The organism is Novosphingobium sp. BL-52-GroH, from assembly GCF_044813085.1.
Taxonomy (GTDB): Bacteria; Pseudomonadota; Alphaproteobacteria; order Sphingomonadales; family Sphingomonadaceae; genus Novosphingobium.
On record NZ_CP171152.1, the window covers coordinates 2,318,567 to 2,333,890 of the forward strand.

Annotated in this window: 22 protein-coding genes; 15 read left to right on the plus strand and 7 right to left on the minus strand. The window is 69.0% G+C overall.

Annotation, left to right across the window (positions count from 1 at the left end; all coding sequences use genetic code 11):
- Positions 1-32: 32 nt before the first annotated feature.
- From ACFFDA_RS23840 to ACFFDA_RS23860, 5 genes are all read left to right on the plus strand, one after another.
- Entirely contained in the window at positions 33-845 is an 813-nt protein-coding gene (locus ACFFDA_RS23840) for an SDR family NAD(P)-dependent oxidoreductase (RefSeq protein ID WP_404479748.1), read from the plus strand.
- A gap of 4 nt (positions 846-849) precedes the next feature.
- Positions 850-996, plus strand: coding sequence for a hypothetical protein (locus ACFFDA_RS23845; RefSeq protein WP_404479749.1), 147 nt, complete (start codon positions 850-852; stop codon positions 994-996).
- Positions 993-1,994 carry an LLM class flavin-dependent oxidoreductase gene (locus ACFFDA_RS23850; protein WP_404479750.1) on the plus strand — a complete coding sequence of 334 codons (1,002 nt, stop codon included), beginning with the start codon at positions 993-995 and terminating at the stop codon, positions 1,992-1,994. The genes ACFFDA_RS23845 and ACFFDA_RS23850 overlap by 4 nt, the downstream gene beginning before the upstream one ends.
- 239 nt (positions 1,995-2,233) lie before the next feature.
- On the plus strand, positions 2,234-2,542 hold the full coding sequence (locus ACFFDA_RS23855) for an usg protein (protein ID WP_404479751.1): 309 nt from the start codon (positions 2,234-2,236) through the stop codon (positions 2,540-2,542).
- Between the two features lie 91 nt (positions 2,543-2,633).
- The gene (locus tag ACFFDA_RS23860; protein ID WP_404479752.1) at positions 2,634-3,185 is read left to right on the plus strand and encodes an NADPH-dependent FMN reductase; all 552 of its coding nucleotides are present in this window, start codon (positions 2,634-2,636) and stop codon (positions 3,183-3,185) included.
- An 85-nt stretch (positions 3,186-3,270) separates the two neighbouring features.
- On the opposite strand, the gene spt is transcribed toward ACFFDA_RS23860, so the two are convergent.
- From spt to ACFFDA_RS23875, 3 genes are all read right to left on the minus strand, one after another.
- Positions 3,271-4,488, minus strand: coding sequence for a serine palmitoyltransferase (gene spt / locus ACFFDA_RS23865; protein WP_404479753.1), 1,218 nt, complete (start codon positions 4,486-4,488; stop codon positions 3,271-3,273).
- A gap of 166 nt (positions 4,489-4,654) precedes the next feature.
- Entirely contained in the window at positions 4,655-4,894 is a 240-nt protein-coding gene (locus ACFFDA_RS23870) for an acyl carrier protein (RefSeq protein ID WP_404479754.1), read from the minus strand.
- A 119-nt stretch (positions 4,895-5,013) separates the two neighbouring features.
- Positions 5,014-5,376, minus strand: a complete 363-nt coding sequence (locus ACFFDA_RS23875; RefSeq protein WP_404479755.1) for a response regulator — start codon at positions 5,374-5,376, stop codon at positions 5,014-5,016.
- Here ACFFDA_RS23875 and ACFFDA_RS23880 point away from each other — a divergent pair.
- The 5 genes from ACFFDA_RS23880 to ACFFDA_RS23900 are packed head-to-tail and all read left to right on the plus strand — an operon-like array spanning position 5,345 to position 8,767.
- Positions 5,345-5,731 (plus strand): DUF3572 domain-containing protein, encoded by a 387-nt coding sequence (locus ACFFDA_RS23880; RefSeq protein WP_404479756.1) that lies wholly within the window; start codon positions 5,345-5,347, stop codon positions 5,729-5,731. The two genes, ACFFDA_RS23875 and ACFFDA_RS23880, sit on opposite strands and share 32 nt — an antisense overlap.
- Positions 5,728-6,387 carry an HAD family hydrolase gene (locus tag ACFFDA_RS23885; protein WP_404479757.1) on the plus strand — a complete coding sequence of 220 codons (660 nt, stop codon included), beginning with the start codon at positions 5,728-5,730 and terminating at the stop codon, positions 6,385-6,387. The genes ACFFDA_RS23880 and ACFFDA_RS23885 overlap by 4 nt, the downstream gene beginning before the upstream one ends.
- Entirely contained in the window at positions 6,380-6,844 is a 465-nt protein-coding gene (locus ACFFDA_RS23890; RefSeq protein WP_404479758.1) for a RidA family protein, read from the plus strand. Before ACFFDA_RS23885 ends, ACFFDA_RS23890 begins: the two co-directional genes overlap by 8 nt.
- Entirely contained in the window at positions 6,825-7,619 is a 795-nt protein-coding gene (locus ACFFDA_RS23895; protein WP_404479759.1) for a glycerophosphodiester phosphodiesterase family protein, read from the plus strand. The genes ACFFDA_RS23890 and ACFFDA_RS23895 overlap by 20 nt, the downstream gene beginning before the upstream one ends.
- On the plus strand, positions 7,616-8,767 hold the full coding sequence (locus tag ACFFDA_RS23900) for a GNAT family N-acetyltransferase (protein ID WP_404479760.1): 1,152 nt from the start codon (positions 7,616-7,618) through the stop codon (positions 8,765-8,767). The genes ACFFDA_RS23895 and ACFFDA_RS23900 overlap by 4 nt, the downstream gene beginning before the upstream one ends.
- Positions 8,768-8,821: 54 nt before the next feature.
- Here ACFFDA_RS23900 and ACFFDA_RS23905 read toward each other — a convergent pair whose 3' ends face one another.
- A complete protein-coding gene (locus ACFFDA_RS23905; protein WP_404482859.1) occupies positions 8,822-9,160 on the minus strand; it encodes a hypothetical protein in 339 nt (112 codons plus the stop codon).
- Between the two features lie 298 nt (positions 9,161-9,458).
- Here ACFFDA_RS23905 and dksA point away from each other — a divergent pair, with 298 nt between their 5' ends.
- The 5 genes from dksA to ACFFDA_RS23930 all read left to right on the plus strand — a co-directional run bounded on the left by dksA (position 9,459) and on the right by ACFFDA_RS23930 (position 12,789).
- The gene (gene dksA, locus ACFFDA_RS23910) at positions 9,459-9,917 is read left to right on the plus strand and encodes an RNA polymerase-binding protein DksA (RefSeq protein WP_404479761.1); all 459 of its coding nucleotides are present in this window, start codon (positions 9,459-9,461) and stop codon (positions 9,915-9,917) included.
- Positions 9,918-10,087: 170 nt separating this feature from the next.
- Positions 10,088-10,450, plus strand: a complete 363-nt coding sequence (locus ACFFDA_RS23915) for a PilZ domain-containing protein (protein WP_404479762.1) — start codon at positions 10,088-10,090, stop codon at positions 10,448-10,450.
- A 103-nt stretch (positions 10,451-10,553) separates the two neighbouring features.
- On the plus strand, positions 10,554-12,077 hold the full coding sequence (locus ACFFDA_RS23920; RefSeq protein ID WP_404482860.1) for an ABC transporter substrate-binding protein: 1,524 nt from the start codon (positions 10,554-10,556) through the stop codon (positions 12,075-12,077).
- A 77-nt stretch (positions 12,078-12,154) separates the two neighbouring features.
- Positions 12,155-12,544: a DUF4112 domain-containing protein gene (locus ACFFDA_RS23925; protein WP_404482861.1), complete on the plus strand. Its 390-nt coding sequence runs from the start codon at positions 12,155-12,157 to the stop codon at positions 12,542-12,544.
- A 38-nt stretch (positions 12,545-12,582) separates the two neighbouring features.
- Positions 12,583-12,789, plus strand: a complete 207-nt coding sequence (locus ACFFDA_RS23930; protein ID WP_404479763.1) for a hypothetical protein — start codon at positions 12,583-12,585, stop codon at positions 12,787-12,789.
- A 100-nt stretch (positions 12,790-12,889) separates the two neighbouring features.
- Here ACFFDA_RS23930 and arfB read toward each other — a convergent pair whose 3' ends face one another.
- The 3 genes from arfB to ACFFDA_RS23945 form a co-directional block, all read right to left on the minus strand.
- On the minus strand, positions 12,890-13,297 hold the full coding sequence (gene arfB / locus ACFFDA_RS23935; protein ID WP_404479764.1) for an alternative ribosome rescue aminoacyl-tRNA hydrolase ArfB: 408 nt from the start codon (positions 13,295-13,297) through the stop codon (positions 12,890-12,892).
- Positions 13,290-14,006: an RluA family pseudouridine synthase gene (locus ACFFDA_RS23940; RefSeq protein WP_404479765.1), complete on the minus strand. Its 717-nt coding sequence runs from the start codon at positions 14,004-14,006 to the stop codon at positions 13,290-13,292. Before ACFFDA_RS23940 ends, arfB begins: the two co-directional genes overlap by 8 nt.
- A gap of 133 nt (positions 14,007-14,139) precedes the next feature.
- Positions 14,140-15,306: a pyridoxal phosphate-dependent aminotransferase gene (locus ACFFDA_RS23945; protein WP_404479766.1), complete on the minus strand. Its 1,167-nt coding sequence runs from the start codon at positions 15,304-15,306 to the stop codon at positions 14,140-14,142.
- Positions 15,307-15,324 lie beyond the last annotated feature (18 nt).

A 15,324-nucleotide genomic window follows, 5' to 3' on the forward strand; every position in this document is an offset into this window, starting at 1 on the left:
AAAAGCGTGGCGGCATGGGGAGAGTGGGCAGCATGGACGACCTGCAATTCAAGAGCCGCTACGGCCCCTGGGCACTGATCGCCGGGGCGTCGGAAGGCACCGGCGCCGCGTTCGCGCGCCATCTCGCCGGCAAGGGCCTGAACCTCATCCTCGTCGCGCGCCGCGAAGGGCCGCTGGATGCGCTGGCGCAGGAGTTGCGGGCGGCGAACGACGTCGAATGCGTGACCGCCTCGATCGACCTCGCGCGGGACGATGCTGCGCAGCGATTGCTGGCGGCCGCGGGCGGGCGCGAAGTCGGCCTGCTGATCCTCAACGCCGGCTCCGATCCCAACGGCGCGCTGTTCCTCGACAACGACCTGGCCGACTGGGACGCCCTCGCCATGCGCAACGTGATGACGGTGATGCGCGCCGTCCACGCCTTCGCGGCGCCGATGCGGGACCGCAGGCGCGGCGGGCTGATGCTGGTCGGATCGGGCGCCTGCTACGGCGGCCTGCCGGGCATCGGCGTCTACGCGGCGACCAAGGCGTTCGGCCTCGTGCTGGGCGAGGCGCTCTGGGCGGAACTGGAGCCGCACGGGGTCGACGTCCTCAGCCTGGTCCTGGGCCGCACCGACACCCCCGCCCATCGCGGGCTGATGGAAGCACGCGGCATGGCGATCCCGGACGGCCTCGCCGATGCCGGCGACGTCGCCCGGCTGGGCCTCGAGCGGCTGCCCTTCGGCCCGGTGTGCAACTGGGGCGAGGCCGACGACGAGGCGGGGATGTCCGCTTCCTCCGCCGCGCAGCGCCGCGAGCGCATCCGCAGGATCGCGTCGATCTCGGCCGCCTACAGCGCGAAAGGATGATCCGATGGCCGATACCTTCGAGCAACGCGCCGACAGGCAGGCGATCACCGAGCAGATCACGCCGATGAAGCAGTATGACCAGGCGCGGCACGACAGGGACGACCCGTCCTACGCGATATTCGCCCATGCGACACGGGAAGGCCGGGCATGAAGGACTTCAAGGTCTCCGTCTCGTTCGACATGCGCTCTCCCGCATGGGCGACGCCGACGCCCGAACTGTACCGCGCCGCCATCGAGATGGCCGCTTTCGTCGACGACATCGGGGCCGACCAGATCGGCCTGATGCAGCATCACGGCTCGGACGACGGCTACCTGCCGCAGCCCTTCGCGCTCGCCGGCGGCATGGCGGCGGTGACGAAGCGCGTCCGCTTCCTGCTCGGCGCGGTGATCCTGCCGCTGCACGACCCGCTGGAACTGGCCGAGCAGATCGCGGTGGTCGACAACATGTCGAACGGGCGGCTCGGGGTGATCTTCGGGGCCGGCTACGTGCCCTACGAGTTCGCGATGTTCCGCAAGGCGCTCAAGGACCGCGCGCGGCTGATGGACGAAGGGCTCGAAATCATCCTGCGCGCGCTCAAGGGCGAGCGCTTCGAGCACGACGGCCGCCCGATCTTCGTGCGCCCGCTGCCGGTGCAGGAGCCCGAGGACATCATCCTCGTCGGCGGCGGGGTGCCCGCTTCCGCGAAGCGCGCCGCGAAGTTCGGGGTCGGCTTCGGACCGATGAAGGGCGACCTCGTCGACCTCTATCTCGCGGAATGCGAACGGCTGGGGAACCGTCCGCGCACTTATTTCCGTCCGCGTCCCGGCATGCCGATGGCGATCCACTTGTGCGAGGACCCCGACCGGGGCTGGGAGGCCATCGCCCCGCATGCGGTCCACGTCATCACCGAGTATGCCAAGTGGGCGGAGGCGGAAGGCGAGGGCTCCAACTCGCCGTTCAAGGGCCTGACCGACCCCGCCGTGCTGCGCCAGGCCGGCCTGTTCGCCGCCTGGACCCCGCAGATGCTCATCGACAAGGTGCGCGAGACGGACGGCGGCAACATCGGCTTCCAGCCCCTGCTCGGCGGCCTGTCGCCGCAGGAGGGCTGGAGGAGCCTCGAGCTGCTGGCGGCGACGATGCCGGCGCTGCGCGAAGAGATCGCGGCCTGAAACGCGCGCCGCATCGGTCTGGGCGGCGTGGCGGCGGCGATCGCCGCGATGTGGGGGCCGGGAACCGCGGTGCGCACGGTCGTCGATCCCCGGCTGTCCTGAACCGGAGCATGGGGATTCTTCCCGGCGTCGCAGCCACTTGACTGCCACCGGCGATGTGGCATCCTCGTCGTGCTGCGCCGCAACATGGGGCAGGTTGCCCCATCCGCCTATCCGGCCGCGGCGTCGGAAGGAGGCTTATGGCTGGTCGACAGGAAGCATCGCTGATCCAGGGATTCCATGCATCCCCGGACTTCATCAGGCAGCTCGAAGGCTACGGCCTGACCACGATCGAGGTGCATTACTTCCTGCCCGACCATCCCCGGCTGCTACAGCTTTTCGCGTTCCAGCAGTACGACGTCGCCCCGCGCTTTCCGGTACTGCGCGACTTCCTCGATTACTGGACGCGCGAGATCGAGGGACCGCTGCATTCGGTGCGCATCGCCCACCGGCACCTGATCGGCCCCCAGGAATGGCGCGCGGTGGACGGGATCATCTCGATCCACTGAGGGAACCGGCGGGGGAGAGGAGTCTTTCCCCTGACATCGCGCGCGCCGATGCCCGGTGGCGATCGATGCCCGTTTCCCAAAGGAGCCCGCCATGCCGCTCAAGATCGCCGTCGTCGTCGGCAGCCTTCGTGCCGATTCCTTCAATCGCCAGCTCGCCGGAGCGCTGACCCGGCTTCCGGCGGCGGACGGCCACACCTTCACGTTCGCCGAGATCGGTACCCTGCCGCTCTACGACCAGGACGACGATGGCGACCAGGCCGCGAGCGTCAAGGCGCTGAAGGCGCTCGTCGCGGGATCGGACGGGGTGCTGTTCGTGACGGCGGAGTACAACCGTTCGATCCCGGGCGTGCTCAAGAACGCGATCGACCACGCCTCGCGGCCCTATGGGCAGAGCGCCTGGGCGGGCAAGCCCGCGGGGGTGATCGGGGTTTCGGTGGGCGCGATCGGCACCGCGCTGGCGCAGCAGCACTTGCGCAACGTGCTGGCCTACCTCGACATGCCGACCTTGGGTGCGCCCGAGGCGTTCCTGCAGTGGAAGGAGGGGTTGCTGAACCCCGACGGCACCGTGGGCGAGGCTTCGGCCGCGTTCCTCGACGGCTGGCTGGAGGCGTTCCTCAAGCTGGTCGAAACCCACAAGGGCTGAAGGAGGGGTCTCCTGCCCCTCCACCACCCGCCTTGCGGACGGTCCCCCTCCCCATCGCTTCGCGACAGGGAGGATCGGGCTTCCCTCAGCCCAGGATTCCCACGGCCTTGCCGGCGCGGGTGAACATGCCGATGATCTGCTGGACCTGTTCCGCCGAATGCTCGGCGCAGAGCGAGCAGCGCAGCAGGGTCATGTTCGCAGGGGTTGCCGGCGGCCTGGCGAGGTTCACGTAGAGGCCCTCGTGCAGCAGTGCTTCCCACATCCCGGCGCCGCGCTCGAGGTCGGGCATGATGACCGAGATGATCGCGCTCTGGGGGCTGTCGGTGCCGAGCTGGAAGCCGGCGTCCTTGAGGCCCTTGTGCAGCGTGCGCGAGTTTTCCCACAAGTGCGCGCGCTTGTCGCCGGCGTGCATGAGCTTGCGGATCGAGGTCGCGGCGGTGGCGACCACGCTGGGCGGCAGGCTGGCGGTGAACACGTAGGGCCGGCAGACCAGCCGCATGATCTCGAACTTTGGGTGGTTCGAGACGCAGAAGCCGCCGACGGTGCCGACCGACTTGGAGAACGTGCCGATCACGAAGTCCACGTCGTCGAGGCAGCCCTGGTCCTCCGCCACGCCGCGCCCGTTGGGGCCGATGAAGCCCATCGAGTGCGCCTCGTCGACCAGCACCATCGCGCCGTACTTCCTGGCGACGGCGATCATCTCCTTGAGCGGGGCGATGTCGCCCATCATCGAATAGACGCCTTCGAGGATCACCAGCTTGCCCGCGCCTTCGGGAATGCGCTTGAGGCGCTTTTCCATCGCGTCGATGTCGTTGTGCTTGAACGGCACGACTTCGGCGTCGCCCATCTTGCAGCCGTCCCAGATCGAGGCGTGGCTGTCGATGTCGAGGACGATGTAGTCGCCTTTGCCGGCGATGGTGGAAATGATGCCCAGGTTCGCCTGGTAGCCGGTCGAGAACACCATGGCGTGGTCCATGGCGTAGAACTCGCAAAGCGCCTCTTCCACCGCCTTGTGCCCGGCGTAGGTGCCGTTGAGCACGCGGCTGCCGGTGGTGCCGGCCCCGAAATCGTCGAGCGCCTGCTTGCCCGCCGCGATCACGTCGGGGTCGAAGGTCATGCCCATGTAGTTGTAGGTGCCCAGCAGGATCGTCTCGCGCCCGTTGCACAGGGCGACGGTGGGAGAGATCACCTTCTCCATCACCATGCTGAACGGATCGGTCACGCCGGTGGAGAGCAGGTCGGTGCGCATCTGGATCAGCGGGTCGAACTTGCTGAACAGGTCGGTGGTGGTGGATTCGGTCATCGGTAGTATTCCTGAGTGTCTGAAAATCCGCCGCAGGCGGATTTTGCGGCACCGGCCCGCTCCTTCACCCGACCACCTGCCGAGTGTACCCTGATGGGTGGCCGGGTAAGGGAGCGGGCCGGTGCCGCGCTGGAAATGCGCTTTGGCGCATTTCCCAAACGGGCCCTCAACCCTTGAGCTTGACCACGGCGTCGACGAGCTGGCCGTAGTTCTCGATCTCGGCCTGGGCGTTCATCGAAATGATGATGTCGAACTCGTCCTCGATGGCGGCGACGAAGTCCATCACCGTCAGGCTGTCGAATTCCAGGTCGTCGGTGAAGCGGGTGGCATCGGCGATGGCGACGCCCTTCTTGTTGAAGGGCTCGATCAGCGCGGCGATGCGGGCCGAGGTCTCTTCGCGGTCCATGGGTATTCTCCGAAAGGGTCGGCGGCTCTCTGGCCGCGAATTGCGGCGCAAAAGCGGCGCGGGTGTATCATGTCAAGCGGGGTGTAGCGGAATCCTTCCCCCCGGGGGAGGGGGGCGGATCACAGCAGTGCCCGTACGGCCTGCATGAACGGCCCGATCGACACCGGCTTGGCGAGATATCCTTCGGCCCCGGCCTCGCGGATGCGTTCCTCGTCGCCCTTGCCGGCGTAGGCGGTCACCGCCAGGATCGGGATCGCGCGCAGGACCGGGTCCTTCTTCGCCGCCTCGATCAGGTCCAGCCCCGAGACGTTGGGAAGCTGGATGTCCATGATGACGAGGTTGGGCACGAACTGGCGGGCGCGTTCCAGGGCGTCGAGGCCGTCGCCGACCGGCTCGACGGCGTAGCCCTGGCTACGGAGCACGTCGCAAAAGAGCTTCCGGTTGAGATCGTTGTCCTCGACAACGAGGATTCGCTTTGCCATTCGACGCCCTGATGACCATCTGGAGGGAACAGACCCTGCCAAGGTTCGATATCCCGTCTATTGCACGAGAGCGAGACTGACAATTCTTCGAGACCAGCCATCCCCATCCGACCCGCAGTCGCTGGCGCTCAACGCGCTCGGCTGGGTGCTGGGCGAGCAGGACCGTGCCGAACGGTTTCTGTCGCTGACCGGCCTGACGCCCGAGGACCTGCGCGCCTCGCTGGGCGAGCCGGCGACGCTGGCGGCGGTGCTCGAGTTCCTGTGCCAGCACGAGCCCGACCTGCTGGGCGCCGCCGATGCGCTGGGCATCGCCCCGCAGGCGCTGGTGGCCGCGCGCGAAAGGCTGGGCGCATGAGCGTGCACACCGGCAGGCCCCTGCTCATCACCGACTGCGACGAAGTGCTGCTGCACATGATAAAGCACTTCCGCGACTGGCTGGCCGAGGAGGAAGGCGTCTCGTTCGACCTCGCCGGCGGCGAGTTCTACAAGTCGATGCGCCGCGTGGGCAGCGATGCGCCGCTCGAACAGGCGGAGATGTGGGCGCTGCTCAACAAATTCTTCGACGGCCAGATGCACCGCCAGACCCCGATCGAGGGCGCGGTCGACGCCATCGCCGCGATCCGCGAACATGCCGAGGTGGTCGTGCTCACCAACCTGCTCGACTTCCGCCGCGAGGCGCGCGAGGCGCAGCTCGCCGGCCACGGCATGCCGCTGCGGGTGTTCACCAACCAGGGTCCCAAGGGCCCGGCGCTCCAGGCGATCCTCGACGAATACAGGCCTTCCCGCGCGGTCTTCATCGACGACCTGTCGCAGCACCACGGCTCGGTCTTCGAAGTCGCGCCCACGGTGCGCCGCCTGCACCTTTGCGGCGAGCCCCAGATCGCTCCCAACATCAAGTGCGCTCTCCAGCTCGGCCATGCGCATGCGCGCATCGACGACTGGGGCAGCGCTCTGCCCTGGCTGATCGACAGCCTGACCTGCGAAGAAAAGGACCTGCAACCCCATGAGTGACATCGACGCCCGCCTGGCCGAACTCGGCCTGACCCTGCCCGCAGCCGCCGCGCCCGTCGCGGCCTACGTGCCGGTCGTCGTCGCGGGCGGGATCGCCCACGTCTCCGGGCAACTGCCCTTCGTCGAGGGCCAGCTCGTGACGGGCCGCCTGGGCGAGGACGTCTCGCTCGAAGCCGGGACCGAGGCGGCGCAGGCCTGCGCGGTGATGATCCTGGCGCAGCTCAAGGCGGCGCTCGGCTCGCTCGACCGGGTGGAGCGGATCGTCAAGCTGGGCGTGTTCATCAATTCGGCCGGCACCTTCACCGACCAGCCCAAGGTCGCCAACGGCGCTTCGGAACTGATGGTCGCGGTGTTCGGCGAGGCCGGCAAGCATGCCCGCAGCGCCGTCGGCGTGCCGGTCCTGCCGCTGGGCGCCGCTGTCGAAGTGGACGCCATCGTTGCCGTTCGCCCTGCTTGATCGCTGGGCATCGCCTGCACCCGATCCGCGCAAGGTCGCGTGGATCGGCGCGCAGGACTTTGCCCATCGCGGACTGCATGGCGCAGCGATCCCCGAGAACTCGCGCGCGGCCTTCGCGAAGGCCATCGCGCAAGGACACGGCATCGAGCTGGACGTGCAGCGCTCCGGCGACGGGCAGCCGGTGGTCTTCCACGACGACACGCTCGACCGGCTGACCGCCGAGGTCGGCCCCGTGGCGCGCCGCAGCGCCGCGCAGCTCGGCTCGATCGCGCTGGCGGGAACGAGCGACACCATCCCCACCCTGCGCCAGGTCCTCGCCCAGGTCGCCGGTCAAGTGCCGGTGCTGATCGAGGTCAAGTCGGACCGCCACGCCCGCATCGCCGCGCTGTGCCTGGCGGTGCGCCGGGTGCTCGAGGGCTATGTCGGCGATCATGCGGTGATGAGCTTCGACCCGCGGGTGGCGCACTGGTATGCCCGCCATTCGCCCCATACCGTGCGCGGGCTCGTCGTCTCGGAAGGGGAGGACCGGGCGCTGCCGGGCAAGCTGCGCCGCCGCCTGGCGCTGTGGCATGCGCGGCCCGATTTCCTCGCCTACGACGTGCGCGACCTGCCGAGCCGCTTCGCCGCCGGCCAGCGGCGCCGCGGCCTGCCGATCGCGACGTGGACGGTGCGCGATGCCGAGCACGACGACCGCGCCGAGGCTTATGCCGACGCCGCGATCTTCGAGACCGGCGGCACCCAGGACTCCCTCGCAAGGAGCGAGGCGCAGGCGTGAGCGACCACCGCGACACCGGGGGGAGCTTCACGGCAAGGCTCCTGGGCGCGGTCGGCCAACTGCCGGCGGGCGAGTGGGACGCGCTGACGGACGGGGCCAACCCCTTCGTCTCCCACGCCTTCCTGACCGCGATGGAGCGTTCGCGCAGCGTCGGTGGCCGCAGCGGCTGGACGCCGGTGCCGATCGTGATCGACGGACCCGACGGCACCCTGGCCGCGGCCTTGCCGGCCTATCTCAAGGACCATTCCCAGGGCGAATACGTCTTCGACCATGCCTGGGCCGACGCCTGGCACCGGGCCGGCGGATCGTACTATCCCAAGCTGCAGATCGCGGTGCCCTTCACCCCGGCGACCGGCCCGCGCCTGCTGACCCCGCACCCGGAACTCGCCCTGCCGCTGCTGCGCGCGGCGGAAACGCTGTGCCGCGAGAACGGGCTGTCCTCGGCCCACGCGACGTTCATCGAGCCGGGCCAGGTGCCGCTGTTCGAGGCCGCCGGCTGGCTGATGCGCGAGGACATCCAGTTCCACTGGGAGAACCGCGGCTACGCCAGCTTCGAGGACTTCCTCGGCGCGCTGTCGTCGCGCAAGCGCAAGGACTTGCGCAAGGAACGCGCGAAGGCCCAGGAGGGCGTGGAGATCCGCGTGCTCACCGGCGATGCGATCGAAGAGGCGCACTGGGACGCCTTCTGGGATTTCTACCAGGACACCGGCGCGCGCAAGTGGGGCCGGCCCTACCTCACCCGTGCGGCGTTCAGCCTGCTGGGCGAGACGATGGCGGACAAGATCCTGATGGTGCTGGCGTTCGAGGGCGGCGAGCCGATCGCCGGCGCGCTCAACTTCATCGGCGAGCAGGCGCTCTACGGCCGCTACTGGGGGGCGCGGGTGGACAAGCCGTTCCTGCACTTCGAGCTGTGCTACTACCAGGCGATCGACGCCGCCATCGCGCTGGGCCTGTCGCGCGTGGAGGCGGGCGCACAGGGCGGCCACAAGCTGGCGCGGGGCTACGAGCCGGTGCGCACGGTATCGGCGCACTACATCGTCCACGAAGGCCTGCGCGCCGCGATCGCCGACTATCTCGAGCAGGAACGCGCGGGGATCGCGCAGGACCAGCTCGCACTGGGCGGCAGGACGCCGTTCCGGAAGGACTGATCCTCGCTCGAAACCCGAATGGTCCCGAACCCAAGACTTCGTGATCGTGCGTCTTCAGGCCGCCTTGCGCGACGATGCGGCCAGCCACTGGCGCGCGCGGCGTTGGGCTTCGGCGATTTCGCGGGCGGTCATGTCGTCGGAAACCTCGGCGCGGCAGGCGGCCGCTTCCTCGTGGCCGGCGACCGCGGCGAGGTTGAACCACTTGTGCGCCTCGATCAGGTCGCAGGCCACGCCGTGGCTGCCGGTCGAGAAGGCGACGCCGAGGTCGAAGTAGCCCTCGCTGTCGCCCTGGGCCGCGGCGGCCAGGGCCTGGGCGACCAGCAGGTCCCCGGCGGCGAAGTCGACGACGGCGAGCGGCGCCGCGGTGTTTTGCTTAATCCAGACAGCTTCCATCGGTAGCCCCATGATTCGTTCGTTCGATGCAATGCCCTGCAATCGATGAGCCAAATTTCGATGATTCGCCCGAAGATATAGTTAACGCCCGCTGCGCGAGTCTCCTTTGGGGGCGTCGACCCTGTACCACTCCGGCACTTCATTAAGAATTTTGTGGACGATGGGTCATATCCGCTTGTGCCTGGATTTGCAGGCAACTATAGGCGGCCCCAACCACGGATCGTTGTTGGGTTACCGGGAAAAACCCGGGACTGCAGGGCGTTGGCGGTCCGAGGAGACACCTGCGGAGTTTCTCTGGATGGCAACGGCCCTAATTGACGAAATCGATGTCCTGGCAAAGGCAAAGCGCGCGATAGGCGGCGCTTACACCCCCGCCGCCGACGAAACCTACATGAGCGACGGACAACAGGATTACTTCCGCAAGCTGCTGATGGCTTGGAAGCGTTCGATCCTCGACGCATCGGCAGGCACCCTGCAGCAGCTGCAGGATGGCCCGATCCGCGATGCAGACCTCAACGACCGCGCCTCGAGCGAAACCGACTGGGGTATCGAACTGCGCACCCGCGATCGCCAGCGCAAGCTGATCGCCAAGATCGATTCCGCCCTGCGCCGGATCGAGGAAGGCGAGTATGGTTACTGCGAGGTCACCGGCGAGCCGATCGGGCTCGGCCGCCTCGAGGCACGCCCCATCGCGACGATGACGGTCGAGGCGCAGGAAGCCCACGAGCGCCGCGAAAAGGTCTCGCGCGACGACTGATCGCGCGTCTGGCCCGGCCGGGGCGCCCTTGCGGTTCCCGGGGCCGGGCCATTAAGCCTTTGTTTGCCATTGTCCGCTAGGAATCGAGGCTCAGGCGCGGTATTTTGCGTGGGCCCGTCACAGCGACGTGGCCGCAAGGAACGTGCAGGTTCGAACGCCGGACGGAGCGCATGAACGAAGGTGAAAATCGGCATATCGCGCGCGACAGCCTGTTCCTCATGGCGGACTTGCGCGTGGACGGGCTGGATGGCGAATTCCGCATCAAGGTCCGCAACCTGTCGGCCGGCGGCATGATGGGCGAAGGCATGGTGCGCGTGGTGCGCGGCACCGTCGTTCAGGTGAACATCCGCAACATCGGCTGGATCGCCGGCTCGGTCGCCTGGGTCCAGGACAGCCGCTTCGGCGTCGCCTTCGCCGAGGACATCGACCCGCGCCTCGCCCGCGCCCCGGTCGGCAAGGGCGAGGACCCGGCGCCCGACTACATGCGCCACCAGGCGCGCGGTTCCGCCGCCGCCGTCCTGCGCAAGATCTGACCCCGGCTCCGGCCCAAGGCGGCCCCCGGCCCGAAGCAGGCCGCGTCGGGGAATTTTCCCGGCCTCCATTTGCGGGGCGGACGAAATGGACTACGCGGTCCTGATGCTCTCCAAGCGCCCAGAGGCCGTTTCGGCAAAGCGGAGCCCGGTCGCGGCGTTCCGGCTCGTGGTCCTGCTGGCCGGCCTGACGCTTGCTTCGTGCAGTTCCTACGACAATTCGGCGATCGACGTGGCGGTGGTGGGCAATGCCGGCGATCCGTTCGAGGAAGGCACCCGCCTCGCGCCCGCCGGGCAACTGGTGCGCGCCGCGACGGCCGAAGGTCTGGTCGCCTTCGACGAAGCCGGACGGGTGATCCCCGCGCTCGCCGACCGCTGGATCGTCACCGACGACGGCCAGAGCTACATCTTCCGCCTGCGCGAGGGGAACTGGCCGGACGGCGACCCGCTGACTGCCGATTCGGCGCGCAAGGCGATCCGGGCCACGCTCAAGGACCTTGCCGACACGCCGCTCGCGCTCGACCTCGGCGGCATCGACGAAGTGCGGGCCATGGCCGGCCGGGTGATCGAGATCCGGCTGAACCGGCCGATGCCCTATCTGCTGCAACTGCTCGCCCAGCCCGAACTGGGTCTCGACCATGACGGCCGGGGGGCCGGGCCGATGACGGTGACGCGCAGCGGCAAGGTCGCCGCGCTCACCCGCATCGAACCCTCGCGCCTCGGGTTGCCCATCATCGAGAACTGGGCGCAGCGCACTCGCAAGGTACAGCTCCACGCCCTGCCCGGGCCCGCCGCGATCGAGGCGTTCAACGAAGGCCAGGTCGACCTCGTGCTCGGCGGACAGATCCAGGACTTCATGCTGACCCGCTCGGTCGGCATCCTGCGCGGCACCATCCAGCTCGACCCGGTGATCGGCCTGTTCGGCCTGCAGGTGATGCGCGACAAGGGCTTCCTGGCCGACCCCGCCAACCGCGAGGCCCTGGCCATGGCCATCGACCGCCCCGCGCTGATCGCCCCGTTCGGCGTCGGCGGCTGGTCGCCGACGACCCGGATCGTGACGCCCAGCCTCGATGGCGACCTCGGCACCATCGGCGAGCGCTGGGGCGAGCAGTCGCTCGAGGACCGGCGCGCGGTGGCGGCGGCTCGGGTGCGCGGCTGGCTTGCGGGGCAGGGGGGCGGGGCGCCCGGCACGCCCGTCGCCTTGCATGTCTGGCTGCCCGAGGGCGGCGGCTCGCGGTTGCTGTTCGACCGTCTCCTGGCCGATTTCGCGACCATCGGCGTGCGGCTGGAGAAAGCCGCGAACGCGGACGGCGCGGACCTTGCGCTGGTCGACGACGTCGCCCGCTATCCGCGCGCGGCCTGGTTCCTCAACCGCCTCTCGTGCCGGGCCCGGCGCGGCCTGTGTTCGCCCGAGGCCGATGCGCGCGTCGCCGAGGCCGCCATCGCGCCGAGCCCGGCCGAGCGGGCCGCGCTGCTGACCGAGGCGGAAGCAGAACTCACCGCCACCAACGTGTTCATTCCCTTCGGCACGCCGATCCGCTGGTCGCTGGTGCGCGGCAGCGTCGACGGCTTCGCGACGAACGCGTGGGGCTGGCATCCCTTGATGCCGCTCTCCTGGCTCCCCAAGTAGAGTCTTGCGGCCGCTTTGCTTGGCCGCGGTCGACGAGAGGCAAGGCATTGGTCACAGGACCCCACACCGCCCGGCGCATGGAACTGGACCTGCCGCTGGGCAACGATCCCGTCGCGATCCGCCGCCGCGTGGAGGCGCTGGAACGCGTGCTCGAACGGGCGCTCACGGTGCCGGGCATCAACCGAAAGATCGGCCTCGACGCGATCGTCGGCCTCGTGCCGGTGGCGGGCGACATCGTCGGTGCTGCCCTGGGCCTCTACCTGGTGTGGGAGGCGCGCAACCTGGGCATGTCGAAATGGCAACTGGCGCGCATGACCGCCAATGTCGGCTTCGACACGATGGTCGGCGCGATCCCGGTCGCCGGCGACCTGTTCGACTTCGTGTTCCGCTCGAACAGCCGCAATCTCAAGATCATCCGCAAGCATCTCGACAAGCACCATCCGCATACGCGGGTGATCGAAGGCTGACGCTTTCGTCCGGCGGCGTGGCGGGCTATCGGTGGGACATGAGAACGATTGGCTCCGCCCTTGGATTTGCCCTGGTCCTGTCACTGGGCGCCTGCTCGAAGCCGGACACCGCGCCCGGCCCGGGCGGCGTCACCATGGGCGAGGCGCGCGCGCTGGACGAGGCGGCCGCGATGCTGGACGAGCGAAGGCCGCCGGCCGAGGCGCTGCAACCGGCCCCGCCGAAAGTGGCGCGACAGGCCCCGTGATCGCGCTCCGGACAAACTGACGCTCGCTTCGTCCTCGTCTCGTGGGTCGGTGTGACGTCCTTTCGCTGGAACCTATAGACGTCCACTCCACGCGCGGCCTTTAGTCGAAACTCACCTTGCCGCGGCCGGCCTTGACCGTGCCGCGCAGTTTCTTGCCCTTGATCCGCTGTTCCTTGCCGATCCGGTTGAGCCGGCTCTTGGCGCGCTTTTCCGGCAGCTTCTGCGCTTCGAGCAGAAGTTCGGCCATGCGCTCGCGGGCGTCGGCGCGGTTGGCTTCCTGGGTGCGGAAACGGCGGGCGGTGAGCACCAGTTCGCCACGCAGGGTCATGCGGCTGCCGGCCAGTTCCCTGAGCCGCGCGAAGACCGGCGGCGTCAGTCGCAGGGCGTAGCAGTCCAGCCGGAGCTGGCACGCCGTCGCCACCTTGTTGACGTTCTGCCCGCCGGGGCCGGTCGAGGCTATGAAGCTTTCGGTGGCCAGCGCCTGCGCGCGATCGACGATGTCATTCATCTGTCGCTTCTGCTTCGGGGCCCGGTGAGTCTGGGCCCGGTGCGTCCGGGGTGTCGAAGCCCAGCGCCCTGAAGTCCGCGGGCATGGGGCTGTTGGCGACGATCGCCGCCTTTTCGCCGCGTGGCACGGTGAGGCCGGCGGCGTGGAGCATCGTGCGGCGGACGTTGCCCCCCGGACCGCCTTGCTTGCCGTAGACCGGGTCGCCCAGCAGCGCGACGCCGAGGCCCGAGGCGGCGTGGACGCGGATCTGGTGGGTACGGCCCGTCTCGGGACGGAATTCGACCAGGGTGAGGCCATCCCGGACCTCCAGCTTGCGCCAGTGCGTGACGGCCGGCTTGCCCTTGCGCGCCGGGATCATGCGCCAGCCGTCCTTGACGGTGCTGACCTTGGAGAGCGCGAGTTCGATGGTGCCGCCTTCGCCTTCGATCTCGCCCGCCAGGATGCCGAGGTAGCGCTTGTCCACCACCCGCTCCTCGAAGGCCGCGGAGAAGCGCTTGAGCGCCTTGGGGTTGCGCGCCAGCAACAGGCAGCCGGAGGTGTCGCGGTCCAGCCGGTGCACGGGGAAGGGCTCGCGCTGGAAGCCGAGCTTGAGTTCGTCGAGCCGGTCCTCGAGGCTCGGCCCGCCGGCGCGCGGGCGATCCAGCGGGAGGCCGCCGGGCTTGTCGATGACCAGCGCTTCGCCGTCCTCGAAGAGGATTTCCAGTTCCATGATGTCCGTATCCAAGTTCGTCGTCCCGGACTTGAGCCGGGACCGCTGGCAATCCTTTAGGCGATGCCTCGCCGTGAGTCTGTGCCTAAAGACCTGCCATGCGCCCCGGACCAAGTCCGGGACGCGGGCACGTTCAGGCTACCGCCGTCGCAATCCGCCTGCAGGCCTCGACCAGCTTCGCCTCGTCCGCCGCGAAGCTGATCCGGAACCCGTCGCGCCCGCCGAAGGCCGAGGCGGGGACGATCGCGACACCATGGTCCAGCAAGTGCAGCGCCAGCGCGGCGTCGTCGCCGAAGCGTCCCATCAGCGGCGTGGCATCGACCATGCAATAGAAGGCCCCGTCGGGAATCGGCGTCGACAGGCCGGGGATCGCGTTGATCGCCGCGACGACGAGGTCGCGCCGGGTGCGGAAGCGCTCGCACCAGTCGGCCAGGAAGTCCTGCGGGCCCGTGAAGGCGGCGACGGCGGCGGCCTGGCTGATCGAGGCGGGATTGCCCGAGGAGTGCGACTGCAGCCGCTCCATCGCCTGGATGAGCCATTCCGGCCCGGCGGCGACGCCGATGCGGAAGCCGGTCATGGCATGGCTCTTGGAGACGCCCGAGATCGTCAGGATGCGGTCGGCGAGGTCCGGGCACAGGTTGGCCAGGGTGGCATGGCGCGCTCCGGTGTAGTTGATCGGCGCGTAGATGTCGTCGGAGAGGACCATCACGCGCGGATGATGGCGCAGCACTTCGCCGATGCCGAGCAGGGTTTCGGCGGGAAGGCAGGCGCCGGTCGGGTTGCCGGGGCTGTTGAGCAGCAGCCAGAGCGTGCGCGGGCCGATCTGCGCCTCGAGGTCGGCGGGGGTGAACCGGAAGTTGTGCTGCGCGTGGGTGTGCAGCGGCACCACCTTGCCCCCGGCGAAGCGCACGATCTCGGGGTAGCTGACCCACCAGGGCGCGGGGACGATGACTTCGTCGCCCTCGCTGATGGTCGCGAGCATGGCGTGGAAGATCGCCTGCTTGCCGCCGGCGCTGACGGTGACCTGCGACGTCGGCACCTCGATCCCGAGGTCGCGCGCGAAGTGCAGCGCGGCGGCCTGCTTGAGCCGCGAAGTGCCGCCGACCGGGGTGTACTTCGTCTCGCCCGCGTCGAGAGCGGCCTTGGCGGCGTCGAGCACGTGCGGCGGCGTGGCGAAGTCGGGCTCGCCCACGGACAGCGAGATCACGTCGCGACCGGCCTCGCGCAGCTGCGTGGCACGGTCGGTCATCGCCGTCGTCTGCGACGGAGCGATGCGGGATAGGGCGGTGGAGATATGCATCGCGCGGCTGTCTAGCGC